Origin of the sequence: Achromobacter sp. Root565 (genome assembly GCF_001427425.1) — a bacterium.
GTDB classification, from domain to species: Bacteria; Pseudomonadota; Gammaproteobacteria; order Burkholderiales; family Burkholderiaceae_B; genus Achromobacter; species Achromobacter spanius_D.
Genome location: NZ_LMGO01000001.1, coordinates 2,360,800 through 2,379,747, shown reverse-complemented (window position 1 = coordinate 2,379,747; position 18,948 = coordinate 2,360,800). Strand labels below are relative to the sequence as shown.

Sequence of the window (18,948 nt, the reverse complement as noted above, 5' to 3'; positions counted from 1 at the left end):
TGTTGAATCGTAGGTTTTGATGAGTGATCCCGTCTGGGTCCCGCTGCTGCTTTCCCTGAAAGTGGCGGGTTGGGCGACGCTATTGGCGACCGTGGCCGGCACGGCCGCGGCCTACGGCCTGTCGCGCTGGCGTTGGCCCGGGCGCGATCTGCTGGACGCCATCCTGACGCTGCCGCTGGTCTTGCCGCCGACCGTGCTGGGCTATTACCTGCTGGTGCTGCTAGGCCGGCGCGGCATCATCGGCGAGACGTTGGCGCGCTGGAACATCGAACTCGTCTTCACCTGGCAGGGCGCCGTGATCGCGGCGTCCGTGGTGGCCTTTCCGCTGGTGTTCAAGTCGGCGCGGGCCGCGTTCGAAAACGTGGATGGCCAGCTTGAAAACGCGGCGCGCGTACTGGGGGTGGGCGAAGCGGGCGTGTTCTTTCGTGTCACCTTGCCGCTGGCCGCCCGGGGCATCGCCGCCGGCGTATTGCTGGCCTTTGCGCGGGCGCTGGGCGAGTTTGGCGCCACGCTGATGATCGCCGGCAACCTCCCGGGCCGCACGCAGACCTTGTCGGTGGCCATCTACGAAGCGGTGCAGGCGGGCGACGACGCCACCGCCAACATGCTGGTGCTGGTCACTTCCGTGACCTGCATCGTCGTGCTGCTCGCCGCCGGCAAGCTGGTGCCCATCGGCGCCAATCAGCGCAACGGGGGCGGGCGATGAGCATCGACCTTTCCGTGCGCAAGCACATGGTGTCGGGCGACCGCAAATTCGAGCTCGACGTGCAGTTCACGTCGGCCGCCAAACGCATCGCGCTGTTCGGGCCGTCGGGCGCGGGCAAAAGCCTGACCTTGCGGGCCGTGGCCGGACTGCTGCGTCCCGATGCCGGGCGCATCGCGGTCAACGGGCGGGTGCTGTTCGACAGCCAGACAAATATCTGCCTGCCGGCGCGGTCGCGCCGCGTGGCGTACCTGTTCCAGGACTACGCGCTGTTTCCCCATCTGACCGTGGCGCAGAACATCGCGTTCGGCCTGCGCCGCGGCTGGCTCAATCCGCCACGCCGCGAGGTGACGCGCGAGGCGCAGCGCTGGGTTGACGCCTTTGAACTGGGCGCCATCGTCGGCAGCTATCCCAACGAAATATCAGGCGGCCAGAAGCAGCGTGTTGCGCTGGCGCGGGCGCTGATGCTGCAGCCCGACATCCTCCTGCTGGACGAACCGTTTTCCGCGCTGGATTCGCAGTTGCGCGGCAAGATGCGCCAGGAACTGGACGCGCTGCAGCGCCAGCTGGATGTGCCAATGCTGCTGATCACACATGATCCCGCCGACGTGGAGGCCCTGGCCGACGTGGTGTTCGAGGTGCGCGAGGGCAGGGTGGGGCGCCACGACGAGAACGTGGGGTTGTAGCCGGAGCCGGCCTATCCTCAGTCCAGCACGCCGAGAATCACGCTGGACGCCTTGAAGATCGCCACGGCCTCGGCGCCGATATCCAGATTCAGGTCCGCCGCGCTTTCGTTCGTGACGATGGCGGCCATGGTGGCGCCGCCATCCATTTCGATCAGGATTTCGCTGTTGACGGCGCCCGGGCGCAGGTCGGAAATGCGTCCCAGCAATTGGTTGCGGGCCGATAGCCGCAGGCCCGGCCCAGGCGCGCCGACGATCACGGACGACGCCTTGACCAGCGCGATGGCTTCCTTGCCGGGCGCAAGGCCCAACTCCTTGGTGCTTTCGCAGGTGATCGTGGCTGTGACCGTGTGGCCGCCGGCGATTCGCAGGAGCACCTCGTCGTTGACAGCGCCCTCGCGAATCTCGATCACGGTGCCCAAAAATTTGTTGCGCGCGCTGGTCTTGAGCATGAAACGCCTCATCAGGTCGATGTCGCCGCTGGCATCCAGCCCCGCGCGCGTCAGGTTGTCCATGAACTTTCGATGTTCGACTTCAAGCGCCCGGAAGGTTGCGATCAAACGGCGCGCCCGGTCGGTCAGCTGCGTGCCGCCGCCGCCCTTGCCGCCCGCCGCGCGCAGCACCAGCGGCTCGCCCGCCAGGTTGTTCATCGCGTCGATGGCGTCCCACGCACCCTTGTAGCTCATGCCCACGGCGCGCGCCGCCGCCGTGATCGACCCGGTCGCGTCGATCTGCGCCAGCAGGTCGATGCGGTTCTTGCCGCCCCAGGTCTGGGCGCCGGAGCGAAACCAAATGGAGCCGTCGAGTTCAAGCATGCGCGTGTCTGTAGGAATGGCCGAAAGCGACGGGAAGTGTAATGGACCCGGTGCGAGGCGCGATAGGAACGTCGTCCGGCAAAGCGTCACGGCAGTCCGGGCGCGCCGGTAAGCGGGCACCCCCAGTGGCCGGCACGCGCGCCACCGCGAGATCCCCGCCCGCGATTTTGGCGGTTGCGAATGAGATTCTGTTGAAACTTTGGTGGCTTCGCGGCACTATGTGCTCGCCTTGAACTCACGGAGAGATCGACATGAAAGCGTTGAAATTGCTGACGGCGGGTTCCATGACGGCATTACTGGCGGCCTGCGCATCAGGCCCAACGGTCAAGAGCGATTACGACCACCAGGCCAATTTTGCGCAGTATCAGACGTTCGGCTATATGTCTCCGCTGGGTACGGACAAGGCCGGCTACAACACGCTGCTGACCGAACGGCTCAAGAGCGCGGCCCGCGGCCAGATGGAAATGCGCGGCTACACCTATAGCGCCACCAATCCCGACCTGCTTCTGAATTTCGGCGCCAAGCTCCAGCAGCAGACCGAGGTCACGCCAGGAATGGCGCCGATGGGGCCGTACTACGGTTATCGCGCGGGCTTTTACGGCGGCTGGCCCGGCTACGGCTGGGGCGACGACGTCTATCAATACACCGAGGGTACGCTGAGCGTCGACCTGGTCGATGCGCGCCGGCGCCAACTGGTCTGGGAAGGCGTCGCCGTGGGTGAGGTCCAGAATCCAGCCAGCGCCGGTTCATCAGAAAACGTGGACAAGGTGGTGGCGGAGGTATTCGCCAAGTACCCGTTCCGCGCCGGCGTCGGAACGCCGCAGGTTCCGGACAAGACCAAGCGCTAGAGGACGCCGCATGACCCCTCGCCGCAAGGCCCTGGCCGAAGATACCGGCGATACGCCGCCCTACGATACCGTCGCGCTTGTGCTGCAGGGCGGCGGCGCGCTCGGTTCCTATCAGGCGGGGGTGTACCAGGGCCTGCACGAAGCCGGCATCCGGCCCAACTGGATTTCCGGCATTTCCATCGGGTCGATCAACGCGGCCATCATCGCCGGATCCGCCGAAGACGAGCGGATCGAACGCCTGCGCGGGTTCTGGGAAAGCATCTGCCGGCCGACCGGCTTTGCGTCGTTGCCCTGGGGCGATGCCTTCACCCGCATGTTCGAAGGCCAGCCGTTCGGCTTTGGGTCGCCCGCGATGAACGGGCAGGTCTCGGCGATGCAAGCGCTGCTGACCGGCCAGCCGGGTTTCTTCAAGCCGCGCTTTCCGCCGCCCTATCTGGTGCGGGGCCGCGGCGCCGCGTCCACCAGCTTCTACGACACGACGCCGCTGGCCGACACCCTGCGCCAGTTCGTGGATTTCAAGCTGCTCAACAGCGGCGCGGTACGGGCCAGTTTCGGCGCCGTGAACGTACGGTCGGGCAACTTCGCGTATTTCGACACCCTGCATCACACGCTGGGGCCCGAGCACGTCATGGCTTCGGGCGCCTTGCCGCCGGGGTTCCCGTCGGTGGAGATCGGCGGCGAGCACTACTGGGACGGCGGCGTCGTCTCCAACACGCCGCTGGCGCAGGTGCTGACGACGGAAAACATGCGCGACACCCTGGCGTTCCAGGTCGATCTCTGGCCGGCGCGCGGCGAGCTGCCCACGTCGCTCGAAGAGGTGGCCGAGCGGCAAAAGGATATCCAGTATTCCAGCCGAACCCGCCTGGTCACCGACCAGTTGCGGCGCGTGCTGAAACTGCGCCATGGTTTGCAGCGGCTGCTTGAACGCCTGCCGGAAAGTGAACGCGACGCGCCGGATCTGGCCGACATCCGCAAGCTTTCGCACACGCCGGCCACCAACATCATCAACCTCATTTACGAGGCCAAGCACCGCGAGCGGTACTCCAAGGACTACGAGTTTGGCACCGAGGCCATGCGCGAGCACTGGGAGTCGGGGCTGACGGACATCCGGCGCACGCTTGAAAAGCCGGGCATCCTGGACCGGCCGACGCAGGATAGCTGCTTCGTCACGCACGACATCCATCGCAACGGCACCCGGCATTCGTAGCGGGCGGCGGGGTTATCGCGGGGTTTGAAGATCGGATTGGTCTGATAGATGAGCGGCGACAAGCGCAGAACCCCGCCGCGGGGGTAGGCTTTCGGGACAAACCGCAACCTTGTTCCGGGACGGGCCGCCCCAGGCATGCCATCGGCCGTCCTGGTGGAGATCTGCCTTGAATTCTCCCTTTCTTGCTCCCGGTATTGCCCCCGTTCCATCGCCCGTTCCTTCCCCAGCGCTCGCCAAGCCCAACCCGCTCAAGCTCGCGTGCAGCAGCCGGCAGGCGCCAACGCCCGGCCCATGGGCGCCAAGCCCGGCGCACGAACCCGTGGACGGCTGGTGGAGCCTGCTCTACTGGGGCTGGACCTTGCAGTTGCCCAACGGCGTGCGCCTGGATCTCACCGAGGTCGAGCGCGCCTGCTTCGCCTGCCTGGTAAAGAGCCCGCGCCGCGAACTGGCCCGCAGCGAAGTGAAATTTCTGCGCGGCGGCATGAACATGCGGTCGCTCAATGTCGCCATCTGCCGGCTTCGCAGCAAGGTCCGCCTTGCAGGCGCGCGGTTGCCGCTGCACACGGTGCATGGCGTGGGCTATGCATTCCTGGGCAATCTGCGGGAGCTCGCCAGCGACTAGCAATTGTTGCGGAATTGCTCCCGAAAGTTCCCCCAAACTGCCCGAAAGTACGTGATTTCCCCAATATCTGAGTTACATTACTGGGCTATTCACGTGTCGTTGGTGACGCTTGGTCATGATTTGATCGCTGCCTCCTGGCACGTTCGGATTGCTGCGGTTCCTGACGCGATGTCACGACGCGATTCATTACGCTACGCGGGGGTTTCAATGCGGTTTTCGCCTAAACGATTTTCGGGTCTGGCAGTTTCCGGTGGCGTCCTCGCGCTGATATTGGCGGGTTGTGGCGAACGACCCCAGATGAATCCCGGCATGCCTCAGGTCAGCGTCGTCACCGTGCAGCCGCAGCGCGCACCCATCGTCTCTGAATTGCCCGGCCGCGTGGACGCGGTGCGCGACGCGCAGATCCGCGCCCGTGTCACCGGCATCGTGCAGCGCATCACGTTCGAGCAGGGTGGCGACGTCAAGGAAAACCAGCTTCTGTTCAAGATCGATCCGGCGCCCTACAAGGCCGCCTACGATCAGGCGACAGCCCAGTTGAAGCAGGCGCAGGCCAATCTGTTCAGCGCCAAGCTGCTGGCCGACCGCTATGCCCCGCTGGTCAAGGCCAACGCCGTCAGCAAGCAGGAATATGACAACGCCGTGGCATCCTTCCGCCAGGCGGACGCCACCGTCGCCGCCGCCAAGGCCGCGCAGGACAACGCCGCGATCAACCTGAGCTACACGGACGTCACCTCGCCGATCACCGGCCGCATCGGCAAGCCGCTGGTCACCGAGGGCGCGCTGGTCGAATCGACCTCCGCCACGCAGATGGCAACGGTGCAGCAGCTCGATCCCATCTACGTCGACTTCACGCAGTCCACCGCCGACCTGGCCGCGCTGCGCCGCGCTTTCGCCAGCGGCCGTCTGCAGCAAGTGGGCAAGGACGCCGCCCGCGCCACCGTCGTGCTCGAAGACGGCTCTGAATACGAGCATCCCGGCAAGCTGCTGTTCACGGGCATCACCGTGGATCCGAGCACGGGCCAGGTGAACCTGCGCGCCGAAGTCCCCAATCCCGACGGCATCCTCTTGCCCGGCATGTACGTGCGCGTCCGGCTGGAGCAGGGCTTTGACGACGTTGCCCTGATGGTTCCCCAGCAGGCGCTGCAACGCACCGCCGATGGCAAGCAGAGCCTGATGCTCGTGCGCGACAACAAGATCGCGCAGTCACCCGTCACCACCGGCGGCGCCTTCCAGAACAACTGGCTGATCACCAGCGGCCTGAAGGCCGGCGACGTGGTCGTGGTCGAGGGCTTCCAGAAGATCCGTCCCGGCGCGCCGGTGCAGGTCAGCCAATGGAACCGGGGCGGGGCGCCCGCACAGGGCGGCGCGCCTGCCGCGCAGCCTGGCGCCAAGCCGGCTGAACCCGGCGCAACGCCGGCCGCCAAGCCCGCCGAATCCGCACCGCAGCCCGGCGCCAAGCCGGCCGAGCCTGCCCAGCAGGACAAGGCCGCAGGCCAGAAATCGTAAGCGGCACGCGGCGCAGCAAGCGCCGCGTTCCCCTTTGGTGAGCATCGCTTTCAGAGTCAGCCCACATGCCGCAATTTTTTATCGATCGACCAATCTTCGCCTGGGTAGTTGCCCTTTTCATTCTGCTGGCAGGGGTGTTGGCCATCCCGAACATGCCGGTCGCGCAGTACCCCGATGTGGCGCCGCCGGCCATCACGATCACGGCAACCTATCCGGGCGCGTCGGCCCCGGAAGTGGCCGAGTCGGTCACCAGCATCATCGAAGACCAGCTCAACGGCGCCAAGGGCCTGATCTATTACGAGTCCGTCAGCGATTCCTACGGCACCTCGACCATCACCGCCACGTTTGCGCCCGGCACCAATCCTGACCTGGCGCAGGTGGACGTGCAGAACCGCGTGTCCAACGTGATCGCCCAACTGCCCGCCGCGGTGCAGCAGCAGGGCCTGCAGTACGAGCAGACCAGTACCGGCTTTCTGATGATCGTGACGCTGTCGTCCACCGACGGCACGCTGGACCAGACGGCCCTGGCCGACTACATCACCCGCAACGTGAAGAACCCGGTTTCCCGGGTGCCTGGCGTCGGCCAGTTCCAGCTCTTTGCAGCGCCGCGCGCGATGCGCATCTGGGTGGACCCGGCCAAGCTGGTCGGTTTCAACCTCAGCATGGCCGAGGTCAACAACGCCATCGCCAGCCAGAACGTGCTGATCTCCGGCGGCAGCATCGGCGCGCCGCCCAATCCCGATTCGCAGCGCATCACCGCCACGGTCACGGCCAACGGCCAGCTCAGCACGGTCGACGGCTTCGGCCGGATCGTCCTGCGCGCCAACACCGACGGCTCAAAGGTGCTGCTGCGCGACGTCGCCCGCATCGAGGTCGGCGCCGACAATTATCAGTTCGGCGCCCGCCTGAACGGCAAGCCGACGGCCGCTTTCGCCATCGTGCTGTCGCCCAACGCCAACGCGCTGGCCACGGCGCAAGGCGTGCGCAACCAGATGCAGGAGCTGTCCAAGTATTTCCCGGACAACATCCAGTACTCGGTGCCGTACGACACCGCGCCCTACGTCAAGGTCTCCATCGAGCAGGTGCTGCACACCCTGGCTGAAGCCATGGTGCTGGTGTTCCTGGTCATGTATCTGTTCCTGCAGAACGTGCGCTACACGCTGATCCCGGCGCTGGTCGTTCCGGTGGCCATGCTGGGGGCGTTCGCGGTGATGCTGGCGCTCGGGTTCTCGATCAACGTGCTGACCATGTTCGCGATGGTGCTTGCCATCGGGATTCTGGTGGACGATGCCATCGTGGTCGTCGAAAACGTCGAGCGGATCATGGCGACCGAGGGCCTGCCGCCCAAGGAGGCCACCAAGAAAGCCATGCCGCAGATCAGCGGCGCCATCATCGGGATCACGCTGGTGCTGGTGACGGTGTTCCTGCCGCTGGCCTTCATGAGCGGGTCGGTGGGCGTGATCTACCGCCAGTTCTCGGTGGCCATGGCCGTGTCCATTTTCTTCTCGGCGCTGCTGGCGCTGACCTTCACACCGGCGCTGTGCGCCACGATCCTCAAGCCCGTGGCCAAGGGCCACCACGAGGACAAGAAGGGTTTCTTCGGCTGGTTCAACCGCAAGTTCGACGCCACCACCCATGGCTACCAGAACTGGGTGTCGCGCATCCTGCACAAGGGCGGCCGGATGATGCTGGTGTTCCTGGTGCTGGTCCTGCTGCTGGGCTGGCTGTATCTGCGCCTGCCGTCGTCGTTTCTGCCCGAGGAAGATCAGGGCTATGTGGTCAGCAACATCGAACTGCCCACCGGCGCCAGCGCCAACCGCACCGTCGAGGTCATCGAGCAGGTCGAAAAGTACTTCCAGGGCATCCCCGCCGTCGAGAACATCATCGCCGTGCAGGGCTACAGCTTTAACGGCAACGGCCTGAACGCCGCCATCGCGTTCACCACGCTCAAGGACTTCAAGGACCGCAAGGAACGCCAGGATTCCGCCGGCGCGATCGCCTTCACCGCCTTCGAAAAGCAGCTCATGGGCATCCATGACGCGCAGGTGTTCACGCTGGTGCCGCCGGCCATCTCGTCGCTGGGCAACGCCACGGGCTTTGACCTGCGCCTGCAGGATCGCGGCGCGGCCGGCACCGATGCACTGGCCGCGGCCACCGCCCAGCTGATGGGCGAGGCCATGAAGAGCCCGGTGCTGTCGCAGGTCCGCATCACGGGCCTGTCGGCGGGCACGCAGCTCACCCTGAACATCGACCGCGACAAGGCGGCGGCGTTGGGCGTGGACTTCAATGAAGCCGCCTCGCTCATTTCCACGGCGGTTGGTTCGGCGTATCTCAGCAAGTTCCCCAACATGGGCCGGATGCAGAACATCTGGGTGCAGGCGGACGCGCCTTACCGCATGCAGTTGTCCGACGTGCTCAAGCTGAACGCGCGCAACGGGCAGGGCGGCATGGTGCCGCTGTCCACGTTCGTGTCGGCGGAATGGGTCCAGGGTCCGGTGCAGGTGGTGCGCTACAACAGCTACGAATCCATGCGTATCGGCGGCAGCTCGGCGCCGGGCTACTCCACGGGCGAGGCCATGGACGAAATGCAGCGGCTGGTCGCCCAGTTGCCGCAGGGCTTCGGCTACGAGTGGACGGGCCTGTCCTACCAGGAACTGCAGGCAGGCAACCAGGCGCCCATCCTGATGGGCCTGTCGCTGCTGGTCGTGTTCCTGGTGCTGGCCGCGCTGTACGAAAGCTGGGCCATTCCGATCTCCGTCATGCTGGTGGTGCCGCTGGGCATGCTGGGCGCGGTGGCGCTGGTCAGCGTGCTGGGCATGTCCAACGACGTGTACTTCCAGGTGGGGATGGTGACCGTGATCGGCTTGGCGGCCAAGAACGCCATTCTTATCGTGGAGTTCGCCAAGGACCAGTACGCCCGCGGCATGGGCCTGTACGAATCCGCGGTGGAGGCCGCCCGATTGCGCTTCCGTCCGATTCTGATGACGTCGCTGGCGTTCATCCTGGGCGTGATCCCGCTGGCGATGGCCACCGGCGCAGGTGCAGCCAGCCAGCGCGCGGTCGGCCTGGGCGTGCTGGGCGGCATGCTCGCCGCCACGCCGTTCGCCGTGATTTTCGTGCCGACGTTCTTCGTGGTGGTGCTGGGTCTCTTCAAGACCCGCCCGCGCCTCCTGGGCGCCGAAAAACGCCTCTTCGAGGAAGAACAGGCGGCCAAGAAGGCGGCGGCCGAAAAGGCCGCCTTGCCGGCAACGCCTCAGCCCGCACAACCCACTGGTGGCCAGGAGGGCAAGGAATGAAAGCCCTGATGTTCAGACAGACCGCCTTGTCCGCCTTTGTGGCGGTGGCGTTGGCCGGCTGCTCGCTGGCTCCCGAATACAAGCGTCCCGACGCGCCGGTCAGCCCTGCGTGGCCCGACCAGCCCAAGGTGCAGTACGGCGCGTACACGCGCGCCACCACGCTGGGCTCGCAGCCTGCCGCCGACGTGATGCCGCAAGCCGGCACGCCCGCGGCAGATCTGGGATGGCGCGAATTCTTCCGCGATCAACGCCTGCAGGCGCTGATCGAACTCTCGCTGGTCAACAACCGCGACCTGCGCGTTGCGGTCCAGCGCGTCGAAGAAGCCAGGGCGCAGTACGGCATCCAGCGCGGTGCGCAGTGGCCCAGCATCGGCGCCGGCATCCAGGGCCAGCGCCAGCACCTGCCGGCCAACATGCGGCCCGGCGGCCCCGATTCCAGCTCGATCAGCAGCACGTACCAGGCCGGCATCGGCCTTACGACCTTCGAGATCGACCTGTTCGGCCGCCTGCGCAACCTGTCCGAGGCGGCGTACCAGCAGTACCTGTCGACGGAGCAGGCGCAAAAGAGCGTGCACATCACGCTGGTCGGTTCGGTCGCGCAGTCGTATTTCAACCTGCGCGCCGCCGAGGTCCAGCTGGAACTGACGCAGCGCACGCTGGCCTCGCGCCAGGAATCCTATGACCTGGTCAAGCGCCGCTTCGACGGCGGCGTGGCGTCCGAACTGGATTTGAACCAGTCCAAATCGCTGCTGGACACGGCCTCCGCCGACCTGGCGCAACTGGCGCGCGCCCGGTCGCAAGCCATGAACGCGCTGGTGCTGGTGGTGGGCACGCCGCTGCCCGACACGCTGCCCCCGCCGGCCACGTTCGGCCGCGACCAGCTGCTGGCCACGGTGCCGTCCGGCCTGCCGTCCGACCTGCTTGAGCGCCGTCCCGACATCGCCGCCGCCGAAAACCAGCTGCTGTCCGCCAATGCCAACATCGGCGTGGCGCGCGCGGCGTTTTTCCCGACCATCTCGCTGACCGGCCTGTTGGGCGTGGCCAGTCCGTCGCTGGGCGACCTGTTCAAGGGCGGGCAGGGCTACTGGAGCTTCTCGCCGTCGATCACGACGCCGCTTTTTGCCGGCGGCAGCATCCGTGAGGGACTGAGCCTGGCCAAGGCGCGCGACAATATCGCGGTCGCACAGTACGAACAGACCATCCAGCAGGCGTTCCGCGAAGTGTCGGACGCGCTGGCGGGCGAGGCCACCTATGGGGCGCAACTGGACGCCCAGCGCGCGCTGCAGGATTCGTCGGCGCGGACGCTGGAGTTGTCGAATTTGCGTTATACCAACGGTATCGACAGCTACCTGCAGGTGCAGACCGCGCAGGTGGACTTTTTCAACGCCCAGCTGTCGCTGGTGCAAACCGGCCTGGCCGCGCTGATCAACCGCGTGGAGCTGTACAAGGCGCTGGGCGGCGGCTGGGAAGAAACCACGAAAGTGCAATGATAGAACTCGGTGTAAATATTGATCACGTCGCCACGCTGCGGCAGCAGCGCCACACGGTGTATCCCGACCCGATCGCCGCGGCGCTGCGCGCCGAAGACGCCGGCGCCGACCTGATCACGCTGCATCTGCGCGAAGACCGGCGTCACATTCAGGACGCCGACGTCTACGCGATCCGCCCGCAACTGCGCACCCGAATGAATCTGGAATGCGCAGTCACGCCGGAAATGCTGGAGATCGCCTGCGCGGTCAAGCCCAGCGACGTCTGCCTGGTGCCCGAAAAGCGCACCGAGCTCACGACCGAAGGCGGGCTGGAAGTCGCCGGCGCCATGGGCCCGGTCTCCGACGCCGTGGCGCTGCTGGCCGAAGCCGGCATCCGCGTATCGCTGTTCATTGATCCGGACCCGGTCCAGATCGCCGCCGCCGCCAAGGCCGGCGCGCCCGTCATCGAACTGCACACCGGCGCCTACGCCGAAGCCGAGGGCGAGGCTGCCCAGGCGGAATTGCAGCGCATCCGCCTGGCCGTGGCCGAAGGGCTGCGCCACGGGCTACGCGTGAACGCCGGCCATGGCCTGCACTATGGCAACGTCAAGCCGGTGGCCGCGCTGGACGGCATTTCCGAACTCAACATCGGCCACGCCATCGTCGCGCAGTCGATCTTCGACGGCTGGGAAAAAGCCGTGCGCGATATGAAGGCGCTGATGGTGCAGGCGCGCCTGCACGCGCTGCGCGGGCTTTGAACGCGGGCCGATGACGCGTTTTGACCGCTAGCCAGGCGATGCCGATGTCCGACTCTTCTTCCGCCATGCCCGCCGGCGCCATTGCCGGCATCGGCATGGACCTCCTGCGCATCGACCGCATCGAACGTGCGCTCGCCCGTCACGGCGACCGGTTTGCCGAAAAGATCCTCGGCCCCGAGGAACTCCTGAAATTCCACGCCCGCCGCGCCCGCGACCCGGTCCGCGGGCTGCGCTTTCTGGCCACCCGCTTTGCCGCCAAGGAAGCGTTTTCCAAGGCCATCGGGCTGGGCATGCGCATGCCGATGACCTGGCGGCGCGTGCAGACACTTAACGCGCCGGGCGGCCGCCCCGTGCTGGTGATCGCGCCCGAACTGCTGGGCTGGTACGCTGACCGGTTCGGCGCGGCCCACGTTTCCATTACCGATGAATCCGACATGGCCGCCGCATATGTGGTGGTCGAGCGCAAGCCCTGAGACCGGGGTCATCCCCGCCGGCTTGCCGCACCTAGCTACAAGGACAGCCTCCATGGCCAAGAAAAAATCCAAGGTGGTCCTGCCTCCCGGCCCCGTGATGGTCGATGTGGCGGGATACACGCTCACGAAGGCGGAAAAGAAGCGCCTGCGTCACCCCCTGGTGGGCGGCGTCATCCTTTTTGCCCGCAATTTTGAAAACCGCGCCCAGCTCACCGCGCTGACGCGTCAGATCCACAAGGCCCGCAAGGAGCCGCTGCTGATCCTGGTGGATCACGAAGGCGGCCGCGTGCAGCGGTTCCGCGACGACGGCTTCACGCCCTTGCCCCCGATGCGCGCGCTGGGCGAACTGTGGGACAGCGACCCGCTGCAGGCGATGCGCCTGGCGACCGAGGCCGGTTACGTCCTGGCCGCCGAGCTGCGCGCCTGCGGCGTGGACATGAGCTTCACGCCCGTGCTGGACCTGGATTACGGCGTCAGCAAGGTGATCGGCAACCGCGCCTTCCATCACGATCCCCGCGTGGTGACGATGCTGTCGCGCGCGCTGGTGCAGGGCCTGTCCCTGGCCGGCATGTCGTCGTGCGGCAAGCATTTCCCCGGTCACGGTTACGTGGGCGCCGACTCGCACCACGAGATCCCGGTCGATCCGCGCACGCTGGACGACATCCTGAAGGACGACGCCGCGCCCTACGCCTGGCTGGGCGACGTCGTGCTGCCGTCCGTCATGCCCGCGCACGTCATCTATCCCAAGGTGGACAAGCATCCGGCGGGCTTTTCCAAGCGCTGGGTGCAGGGCATCCTGCGCAAGCGCCTGGGCTACGATGGCGTCGTGTTCTCGGACGACCTGACCATGGAAGGCGCCTCGGTCGCGGGCGACATCCTGGACCGCGCCAACGCCGCACTGCGAGCTGGCTGCGACATGGTGCTGGTGTGCAACCGCCCGGACCTGGCCGACGACCTGCTGGCTCGGCTTGAGTTCGACCATGCGCCCGAGTCCGTGGCGCGCATCCGGCGCCTGATGCCGCGTTTCGACGCGCCCGATTGGGACACCCTGCAAGCCGAAAGCCGTTACCAGAATGCCCGACGACTTCAATCTCAAATCGTTCCTGTCTGACCTGCCGCATTTGCCGGGCGTTTACCGGCACCTGGATGCGGCAGGCGAGGTCATGTATGTCGGCAAGGCGCGCGACCTGAAGAAGCGCGTCTCGTCGTATTTCCAGAAGACGCTGTCCAGCCCGCGCATCGCCCAGATGGTGGCGAAGGTGGCGCGGCTTGAGGTTACGGTGACGCGCTCAGAAGCCGAAGCGCTGATCCTGGAAAACAACCTCATCAAGAGCCTGAAGCCGCGCTACAACATCCTGTTCCGCGACGACAAGTCCTATCCGTACCTGCACATCACCGGGCATGACTGGCCGCGCATCGCGTACTACCGCGGCGCCACCAACAAGCGCGGACAGTTTTTCGGTCCGTTCCCCAACGCCTGGGCGGTGCGCGAAACCATCCAGATCCTGCAGAAGGTGTTTCGCCTGCGCACGTGCGAGGACAGCGTCTTCGCCAACCGCTCGCGTCCCTGTCTGCTGCATCAGATCGGGCGCTGCTCGGCGCCGTGCGTGGGCGCGATCGAAGCGGCCGAATACGAGCGCGACGTGCATCGCGCCGTGCGCTTTTTGAACGGCGAGGCCAAGGACGTCATGGGCGAAATCGAGGCCCGCATGCTGCAGGCCTCCACCGAGCTGCGCTTCGAGGAAGCCGCGGCGCTGCGCGACCAGATGGGCTCGCTGGCGCGCGTGCTGCATCAGCAGACCATGGAAAACGTCAGCGGCGAGGACACCGACATCATTGCGGTGGCCATTGCCGGCGGCAAGGTCTGCGTGAACCTGGCCATGGTGCGCGGCGGCCGCCATCTGGGCGACAAGCCGTTCTTTCCGTCGCACGCCGAGGGCGAGGCCGCGCCGCAGGTGCTGGAAGCCTTCGTGGCCCAGCATTACACCGACAACGCGATGCCGCCGATCCTGGTCTGTTCCCACGCCTTGCCAGATCCCGAGCTGATCGCGCTGCTGGTCGAGCAGGCCGGCGGCCGGCCGTCGCGGGTGTTGACGCGTCCGCAGGGCACGCGCCGATCCTGGCTGGAGCAGGCCGCCAAGAACGCCGAAATGGCGCTCGCCCGCGCGCTGACCGAATCTGGCGCCCGTGCCGCCCGCACGCTGGCGCTGGCCGAAGCCCTGGACCTGGACACCGACGAAGCCGCGCTGGACGCCCTGCGCATCGAATGCTTCGACATCAGCCACACCGCCGGCGAGGCCACTCAGGCCTCCTGTGTGGTGTTCGAACACCACGACATGCAGCCCTCGCTGTACCGCCGCTACAACATCGCCGGCATCACGCCCGGCGACGACTACGCCGCCATGCGCCAGGTGCTGACCCGCCGCTTCGCCAAGGTCGCCGACGGCGACGCGCAGATGCCCGGCCTCGTCCTCATCGACGGCGGCAAAGGCCAGGTCGAGGTCGCGCGCAAGGTTTTCGCGGAACTGGGCCTGGACATCCAGACGCTGGTCGGCGTGGCCAAGGGGGAAGGGCGCAAGGTCGGCCTGGAAACCCTGGTCTTCGCAGATGGCCGTCCGCCCGTCGCCCTGGGCGGCGAATCCGCCGCCCTGATGCTGATCGCCCAGGTCCGCGACGAAGCCCACCGCTTCGCCATCACCGGCATGCGCGCCCGCCGCGCCAAGACGCGCAATGTCTCGCGCCTGGAAGAAATCGAAGGCGTGGGCGCCCGCCGCCGCCAACGCCTCCTGGCCCGCTTCGGCGGCTTCTCCGGCGTCGCCCGCGCCAGCATCGAGGACCTGGCATCGGTGGACGGCATTTCGCAAGACCTGGCAATCCGCATCTACGAGGCGCTGCGCTGAAGCCCCGGAATCGCCCAGATGTCACGAATTTGTGTCACCCTCGACGCCGACCACCGAGACGCCCGAACGTGGAGCCTCGCCGATAAGCTTGACGACGTCCCAGAGCGAACGCTTCAATTCACGCCCAACTCATCAACCCGCCCCCAAATTTCCACCACCCGCCCCGACGAGCAATCCGGGCCGCGCGGATCCGGCTCCGCCGGTCCGCAGAGGCGCCCCCTTGAGGGGGAGGCGCCGAAGGCGCGTCGGGGGTGGGACTCCCTCTTCGGGGGGGACCTCCCTCTGTTAGGATACGGACACTATGCCAATTAACGTTCCCATTATTCTGACGTGGCTGCGTATCGCCATGATCCCGCTGGTGGTCGGGCTGTTCTATCTGCCCGAAAGCTGGATGTCTGTTCCCATGCGCGACACGCTGGCGGCATGGGCATTCATCATTGCCGCGCTGACCGACTGGTTTGACGGCTGGCTTGCCCGGCGCTGGAACCAGACATCGGCATTTGGCGCCTTCCTGGATCCCGTCGCCGACAAGCTGATGGTCTGCGCCGCCCTCATCGTGCTGCTGGACCTGAGCCGCGTCGATGCGTTTATTTCCCTGATCATCATCGGCCGCGAAATCACGATTTCCGCGCTGCGCGAATGGATGGCCAAGATCGGCGCCAGCGCCAGCGTGGCCGTGCACCGCTTGGGCAAGTTCAAGACCGCCGCCCAGATGATCGCGATTCCGTGCCTGCTGTACAACCAGGCGATCTACGGCGTCAACACCAAACTGCTGGGCGACATCCTGATCATCGTGGCCGCGGTGCTGACGGTCTGGTCGATGCTGTATTACCTGCAGCGCGCCTGGCCCGCGATCCGCGAAAAGGCCATGTAATACCGATTTGCCGGGCCGGCTGCACAACAGCCGCCCCGGCGCAGTTGCAACACTCCACGGCGGCCCGGCTCGCGCAAGACGGCCGCCGTGTCACGTCAAGAGCGATACGCCGGCTCGATCCGGCACGGCCCGCGCGCCGCAATCGCCATGAACACGTCGCCCGGACGCAAGTCCGTGCGACGCCGGAGACAACCCGCGATCCGCCAACGGCGGTCCGCATCCCTGCCGCCCTCGCGCGGCCTTGTGCAATGAACACCGCTACCGCCGCCACCTCCTTGCTCTCGGACGCCGCCGTACGCCGGCGCGACTGGAAAATCATCCTGCTCATCGGCGTGGCGCATGCCTCGTCCCACTTCTTCCAGCTTGTCCTGCCGTCGCTCTATGGCGCGCTGGGCCTGGAGTTCGGGCTGGACTTCGCGCGGCTGGGCTTGCTCGTGTCCACGTTCTACGTGGTGTCCGGCATTGGCCAGGCCTCGTCGGGCTTCGTGGTGGACCGCATCGGCGCGCGTCCCGTGCTGTGGTTCGGGCTGGCTTGCTTCGTGCTGTCGGGCGTGCTGATCGGCTCGGCCACGGGCTACGTCATGCTGATGGCCGCGGCGGTCGTGGGCGGCATCGGCAACTCGGTCTTCCACCCGGCGGACTATTCCATCATCAATCACCGCATCACCGCGCCGCGGCTGGGCCACGCGTTCTCGGCGCACGGGCTGACGGGCAACCTCGGCTGGGCGCTGACCCCCGTGTTCATCACCACCATCACGCTGCTCGCCAACTGGCGCGTGGCGGCGTACAGCGCCGCCGGTCTCGTGGCGCTGGTGCTGCTGATGACGGTGCTGGGCCGCGATCTGCTGGGGGGGCCGTCGCCCGTGGACGCGGGCGACGCCAAGGACGCCGGCAATGCGCCCAAGCCCGCCGCCAAGCCGCAGGAAGGCGTGCTGGCGACGCTGTCCGCGCTGCTCGCCAAGCCCGCGCTGTGGGGCGCGTTCCTGTTCTTTGCGTGCACGTCGATTGCGCTGTCGTCGGTGCAGAACTACACGATTCCGCTGCTGGGCCAGCTTTACGACCTGTCCAAGGTCACGGCCAGCTCGGCGCTGTCCGGCTACATGGTCGCCTCGGCCGTCGGCATGGCGGCGGGCGGCTTCCTGGTGTCGGCCAATCCGCGCACCGAGCGAACCGTCATGGTCGCGCTCATCCTGGCGGGTCTGACGCTGGTGGTGCTGGCGCTGGGGCTCGTGCCGGCCGTGCTGGCCGCGCCCGTCGTGGGCTTGGCGGGCTTCTGCTCGGGCGTGGCCGCGCCGTCGCGCGACATGCTGATCCGCCGCGTGACGCCCAAGGGCTCGACCGGATCGGTCTACGGCCTGGTGTATTCGGGTATGGACGTCGGTTCGGCCCTGGGGCCGCTGGCCTTCGGCCTGCTGCTGGATGCCGGACTGCGGCAGGGTCCGTGGGTGGGGGCGGGCGTGGCGTTCGCCGTGGCCGCGTTCCTGGCCCAGTGGATCGCGGTGCAGGCGCGCCGCGCCGAACCGCCGGTTGCGGTGGCCGCCGCGCGTCCCTGAGGGCTTGATCCTCCTTGACGGCGCCGGCAGCACGTTGCGCGCCGTCAAGATTCGGTTTCGGCCCACTGCGCCGCCCCGCGTCGATTGACGCCTCGCAAAGTCCCCGCAGGGCTTCCTCGCTGTAATAACCACATAGTTGGACTGGTTATTCACAGGAGAAGCAAATGAGAAAGAAAACAACGTTGCTGGCTGCGGGGCTGGTACTCGGACTGTGGGCAGGGCAGGTCTGGAGCGCATCGCAAGAGCCCATCCAGCCCATCGAGCCGGCCGTCATCAAAGAGCAGGCCAAGGTCGAACTGGGCAAGAAGCTCTTCTTCGATCCCCGTCTGTCGCGCTCCGGCGCAATCTCCTGTAATTCGTGCCACAACCTTGCCATGGGCGGCTCGGACAACCTGAAGGCCTCCATCGGCCACAAGTGGCAGCAGGGCGGCATCAACTCCCCAACGGTGCTCAATTCCAGCCTGAACATCGCCCAATTCTGGGACGGCCGCGCCAAGGACCTGCGCGAACAGGCGGGAGGCCCGATCGAAAACCCGATGGAAATGGCCTCCACTCACGAGCTGGCGGTGCAGGTGCTCAATTCCATTCCGGGTTACCGCGCCGAATTCAAGCAGGTCTTCGGCAAGGACACGATCACCATCGGCGAAGTCACCAGCGCGCTGGCCGCATTTGAGGAGACGCTGGTCACGCCGAACTCGCGCTTCGACCAATGGCTCAAGGGCGACAAAAAGGCGCTGACCGTGCGCGAGCTGGCCGGATACGACCTCTTCAAGAACAGCGGCTGCGTGGCCTGCCACAACGGCGTGGCGGTGGGCGGCAACTCGTTCCAGAAGATGGGGCTCGTCACGCCGTACGTCACCGAGAACAAGGCCGAAGGCCGCGCCGCGGTCACAGGCAAGGACGCCGACCGCTTCAACTTCAAGGTGCCCACGCTGCGCAATGTGGCGCTGACCTATCCGTACTTCCACGATGGCGAAGCGGCCACGCTGACGCAGGCCGTCGACGTCATGGGCCGCCTGCAGCTGGGCCGCACGTTTACGCCCGAGGAAAACGGCCAGATCGTCGCGTTCCTGAAAACGCTGACGGGCGACCAGCCGGTCATCCAGTACCCGGTGCTGCCGCCTTCTGAAGACGACACGCCCCGCCCCGAGCCCTTCGTGAAGTGATGCGAAAGCGGTGAAGCCAACGCAGTAAAGCAAGACGGCCGCCCCGAAGGGCGGCCGTTGCTGTAAGCCCCGCTT

At 66.5% G+C, this 18,948-nt stretch carries 16 protein-coding genes; 15 read left to right on the top strand and 1 reads right to left on the bottom strand.

Annotation, left to right across the window (positions count from 1 at the left end):
* The first annotated feature begins 19 nt into the window (after positions 1-19).
* Both modB and ASD71_RS10650 read left to right on the top strand, forming a co-directional pair.
* The gene (gene modB / locus ASD71_RS10655; RefSeq protein WP_056563084.1) at positions 20-706 is read left to right on the top strand and encodes a molybdate ABC transporter permease subunit; all 687 of its coding nucleotides are present in this window, start codon (positions 20-22) and stop codon (positions 704-706) included.
* A complete protein-coding gene (locus ASD71_RS10650; RefSeq protein ID WP_056563081.1) occupies positions 703-1,389 on the top strand; it encodes a sulfate/molybdate ABC transporter ATP-binding protein in 687 nt (228 codons plus the stop codon). The genes modB and ASD71_RS10650 overlap by 4 nt, the downstream gene beginning before the upstream one ends.
* Positions 1,390-1,406: 17 nt before the next feature.
* On the opposite strand, the gene ASD71_RS10645 is transcribed toward ASD71_RS10650, so the two are convergent.
* A complete protein-coding gene (locus tag ASD71_RS10645; protein WP_056563078.1) occupies positions 1,407-2,201 on the bottom strand; it encodes a TOBE domain-containing protein in 795 nt (264 codons plus the stop codon).
* Positions 2,202-2,452: 251 nt separating this feature from the next.
* On the opposite strand from ASD71_RS10645, the gene ASD71_RS10640 reads away from it, so the two are divergent.
* From ASD71_RS10640 to ASD71_RS10580, 13 genes are all read left to right on the top strand, one after another.
* Positions 2,453-3,049, top strand: a complete 597-nt coding sequence (locus tag ASD71_RS10640) for a DUF4136 domain-containing protein (protein ID WP_056563075.1) — start codon at positions 2,453-2,455, stop codon at positions 3,047-3,049.
* 10 nt (positions 3,050-3,059) lie between these two features.
* Positions 3,060-4,256, top strand: a complete 1,197-nt coding sequence (locus ASD71_RS10635) for a patatin-like phospholipase family protein (protein WP_056563072.1) — start codon at positions 3,060-3,062, stop codon at positions 4,254-4,256.
* Positions 4,257-4,422: 166 nt separating this feature from the next.
* The gene (locus tag ASD71_RS10630; protein ID WP_235512092.1) at positions 4,423-4,878 is read left to right on the top strand and encodes a helix-turn-helix domain-containing protein; all 456 of its coding nucleotides are present in this window, start codon (positions 4,423-4,425) and stop codon (positions 4,876-4,878) included.
* A 207-nt stretch (positions 4,879-5,085) separates the two neighbouring features.
* A complete protein-coding gene (locus ASD71_RS10625; protein WP_056563070.1) occupies positions 5,086-6,384 on the top strand; it encodes an efflux RND transporter periplasmic adaptor subunit in 1,299 nt (432 codons plus the stop codon).
* A gap of 65 nt (positions 6,385-6,449) precedes the next feature.
* Positions 6,450-9,680 carry an efflux RND transporter permease subunit gene (locus ASD71_RS10620; RefSeq protein ID WP_056563069.1) on the top strand — a complete coding sequence of 1,077 codons (3,231 nt, stop codon included), beginning with the start codon at positions 6,450-6,452 and terminating at the stop codon, positions 9,678-9,680.
* Positions 9,677-11,170: an efflux transporter outer membrane subunit gene (locus ASD71_RS10615; protein ID WP_056563066.1), complete on the top strand. Its 1,494-nt coding sequence runs from the start codon at positions 9,677-9,679 to the stop codon at positions 11,168-11,170. The genes ASD71_RS10620 and ASD71_RS10615 overlap by 4 nt, the downstream gene beginning before the upstream one ends.
* Positions 11,167-11,907: a pyridoxine 5'-phosphate synthase gene (gene pdxJ, locus ASD71_RS10610; protein ID WP_056563063.1), complete on the top strand. Its 741-nt coding sequence runs from the start codon at positions 11,167-11,169 to the stop codon at positions 11,905-11,907. Before ASD71_RS10615 ends, pdxJ begins: the two co-directional genes overlap by 4 nt.
* 38 nt (positions 11,908-11,945) lie before the next feature.
* Positions 11,946-12,380 (top strand): holo-ACP synthase, encoded by a 435-nt coding sequence (gene acpS / locus ASD71_RS10605; protein WP_369818965.1) that lies wholly within the window; start codon positions 11,946-11,948, stop codon positions 12,378-12,380.
* A 52-nt stretch (positions 12,381-12,432) separates the two neighbouring features.
* Positions 12,433-13,491: a beta-N-acetylhexosaminidase gene (nagZ, locus tag ASD71_RS10600; RefSeq protein WP_056563057.1), complete on the top strand. Its 1,059-nt coding sequence runs from the start codon at positions 12,433-12,435 to the stop codon at positions 13,489-13,491.
* On the top strand, positions 13,454-15,280 hold the full coding sequence (gene uvrC, locus ASD71_RS10595; protein WP_056563054.1) for an excinuclease ABC subunit UvrC: 1,827 nt from the start codon (positions 13,454-13,456) through the stop codon (positions 15,278-15,280). The genes nagZ and uvrC overlap by 38 nt, the downstream gene beginning before the upstream one ends.
* 301 nt (positions 15,281-15,581) lie before the next feature.
* Positions 15,582-16,154, top strand: a complete 573-nt coding sequence (pgsA, locus tag ASD71_RS10590) for a CDP-diacylglycerol--glycerol-3-phosphate 3-phosphatidyltransferase (protein WP_056563051.1) — start codon at positions 15,582-15,584, stop codon at positions 16,152-16,154.
* Positions 16,155-16,402: 248 nt separating this feature from the next.
* Positions 16,403-17,707, top strand: a complete 1,305-nt coding sequence (locus ASD71_RS10585; protein WP_056563048.1) for an MFS transporter — start codon at positions 16,403-16,405, stop codon at positions 17,705-17,707.
* 164 nt (positions 17,708-17,871) lie between these two features.
* Entirely contained in the window at positions 17,872-18,873 is a 1,002-nt protein-coding gene (locus ASD71_RS10580; RefSeq protein ID WP_056563045.1) for a cytochrome-c peroxidase, read from the top strand.
* The last annotated feature ends 75 nt before the right edge of the window (positions 18,874-18,948 follow it).

Bases quoted from the DNA above. Each gene is read 5' to 3' on its own strand.
- modB (WP_056563084.1), top strand. From the start codon at position 20: ATGAGTGATCCCGTCTGGGTCCCGCTGCTGCTTTCCCTGAAAGTGGCG.
- ASD71_RS10650 (WP_056563081.1), top strand. From the start codon at position 703: ATGAGCATCGACCTTTCCGTGCGCAAGCACATGGTGTCGGGCGACCGC.
- ASD71_RS10645 (WP_056563078.1), bottom strand. From the start codon at position 2,201: ATGCTTGAACTCGACGGCTCCATTTGGTTTCGCTCCGGCGCCCAGACC.
- ASD71_RS10640 (WP_056563075.1), top strand. From the start codon at position 2,453: ATGAAAGCGTTGAAATTGCTGACGGCGGGTTCCATGACGGCATTACTG.
- ASD71_RS10635 (WP_056563072.1), top strand. From the start codon at position 3,060: ATGACCCCTCGCCGCAAGGCCCTGGCCGAAGATACCGGCGATACGCCG.
- ASD71_RS10625 (WP_056563070.1), top strand. From the start codon at position 5,086: ATGCGGTTTTCGCCTAAACGATTTTCGGGTCTGGCAGTTTCCGGTGGC.
- ASD71_RS10620 (WP_056563069.1), top strand. From the start codon at position 6,450: ATGCCGCAATTTTTTATCGATCGACCAATCTTCGCCTGGGTAGTTGCC.
- ASD71_RS10615 (WP_056563066.1), top strand. From the start codon at position 9,677: ATGAAAGCCCTGATGTTCAGACAGACCGCCTTGTCCGCCTTTGTGGCG.
- pdxJ (WP_056563063.1), top strand. From the start codon at position 11,167: ATGATAGAACTCGGTGTAAATATTGATCACGTCGCCACGCTGCGGCAG.
- acpS (WP_369818965.1), top strand. From the start codon at position 11,946: ATGCCGATGTCCGACTCTTCTTCCGCCATGCCCGCCGGCGCCATTGCC.
- nagZ (WP_056563057.1), top strand. From the start codon at position 12,433: ATGGCCAAGAAAAAATCCAAGGTGGTCCTGCCTCCCGGCCCCGTGATG.
- uvrC (WP_056563054.1), top strand. From the start codon at position 13,454: ATGCCCGACGACTTCAATCTCAAATCGTTCCTGTCTGACCTGCCGCAT.
- pgsA (WP_056563051.1), top strand. From the start codon at position 15,582: ATGCCAATTAACGTTCCCATTATTCTGACGTGGCTGCGTATCGCCATG.
- ASD71_RS10585 (WP_056563048.1), top strand. From the start codon at position 16,403: ATGAACACCGCTACCGCCGCCACCTCCTTGCTCTCGGACGCCGCCGTA.
- ASD71_RS10580 (WP_056563045.1), top strand. From the start codon at position 17,872: ATGAGAAAGAAAACAACGTTGCTGGCTGCGGGGCTGGTACTCGGACTG.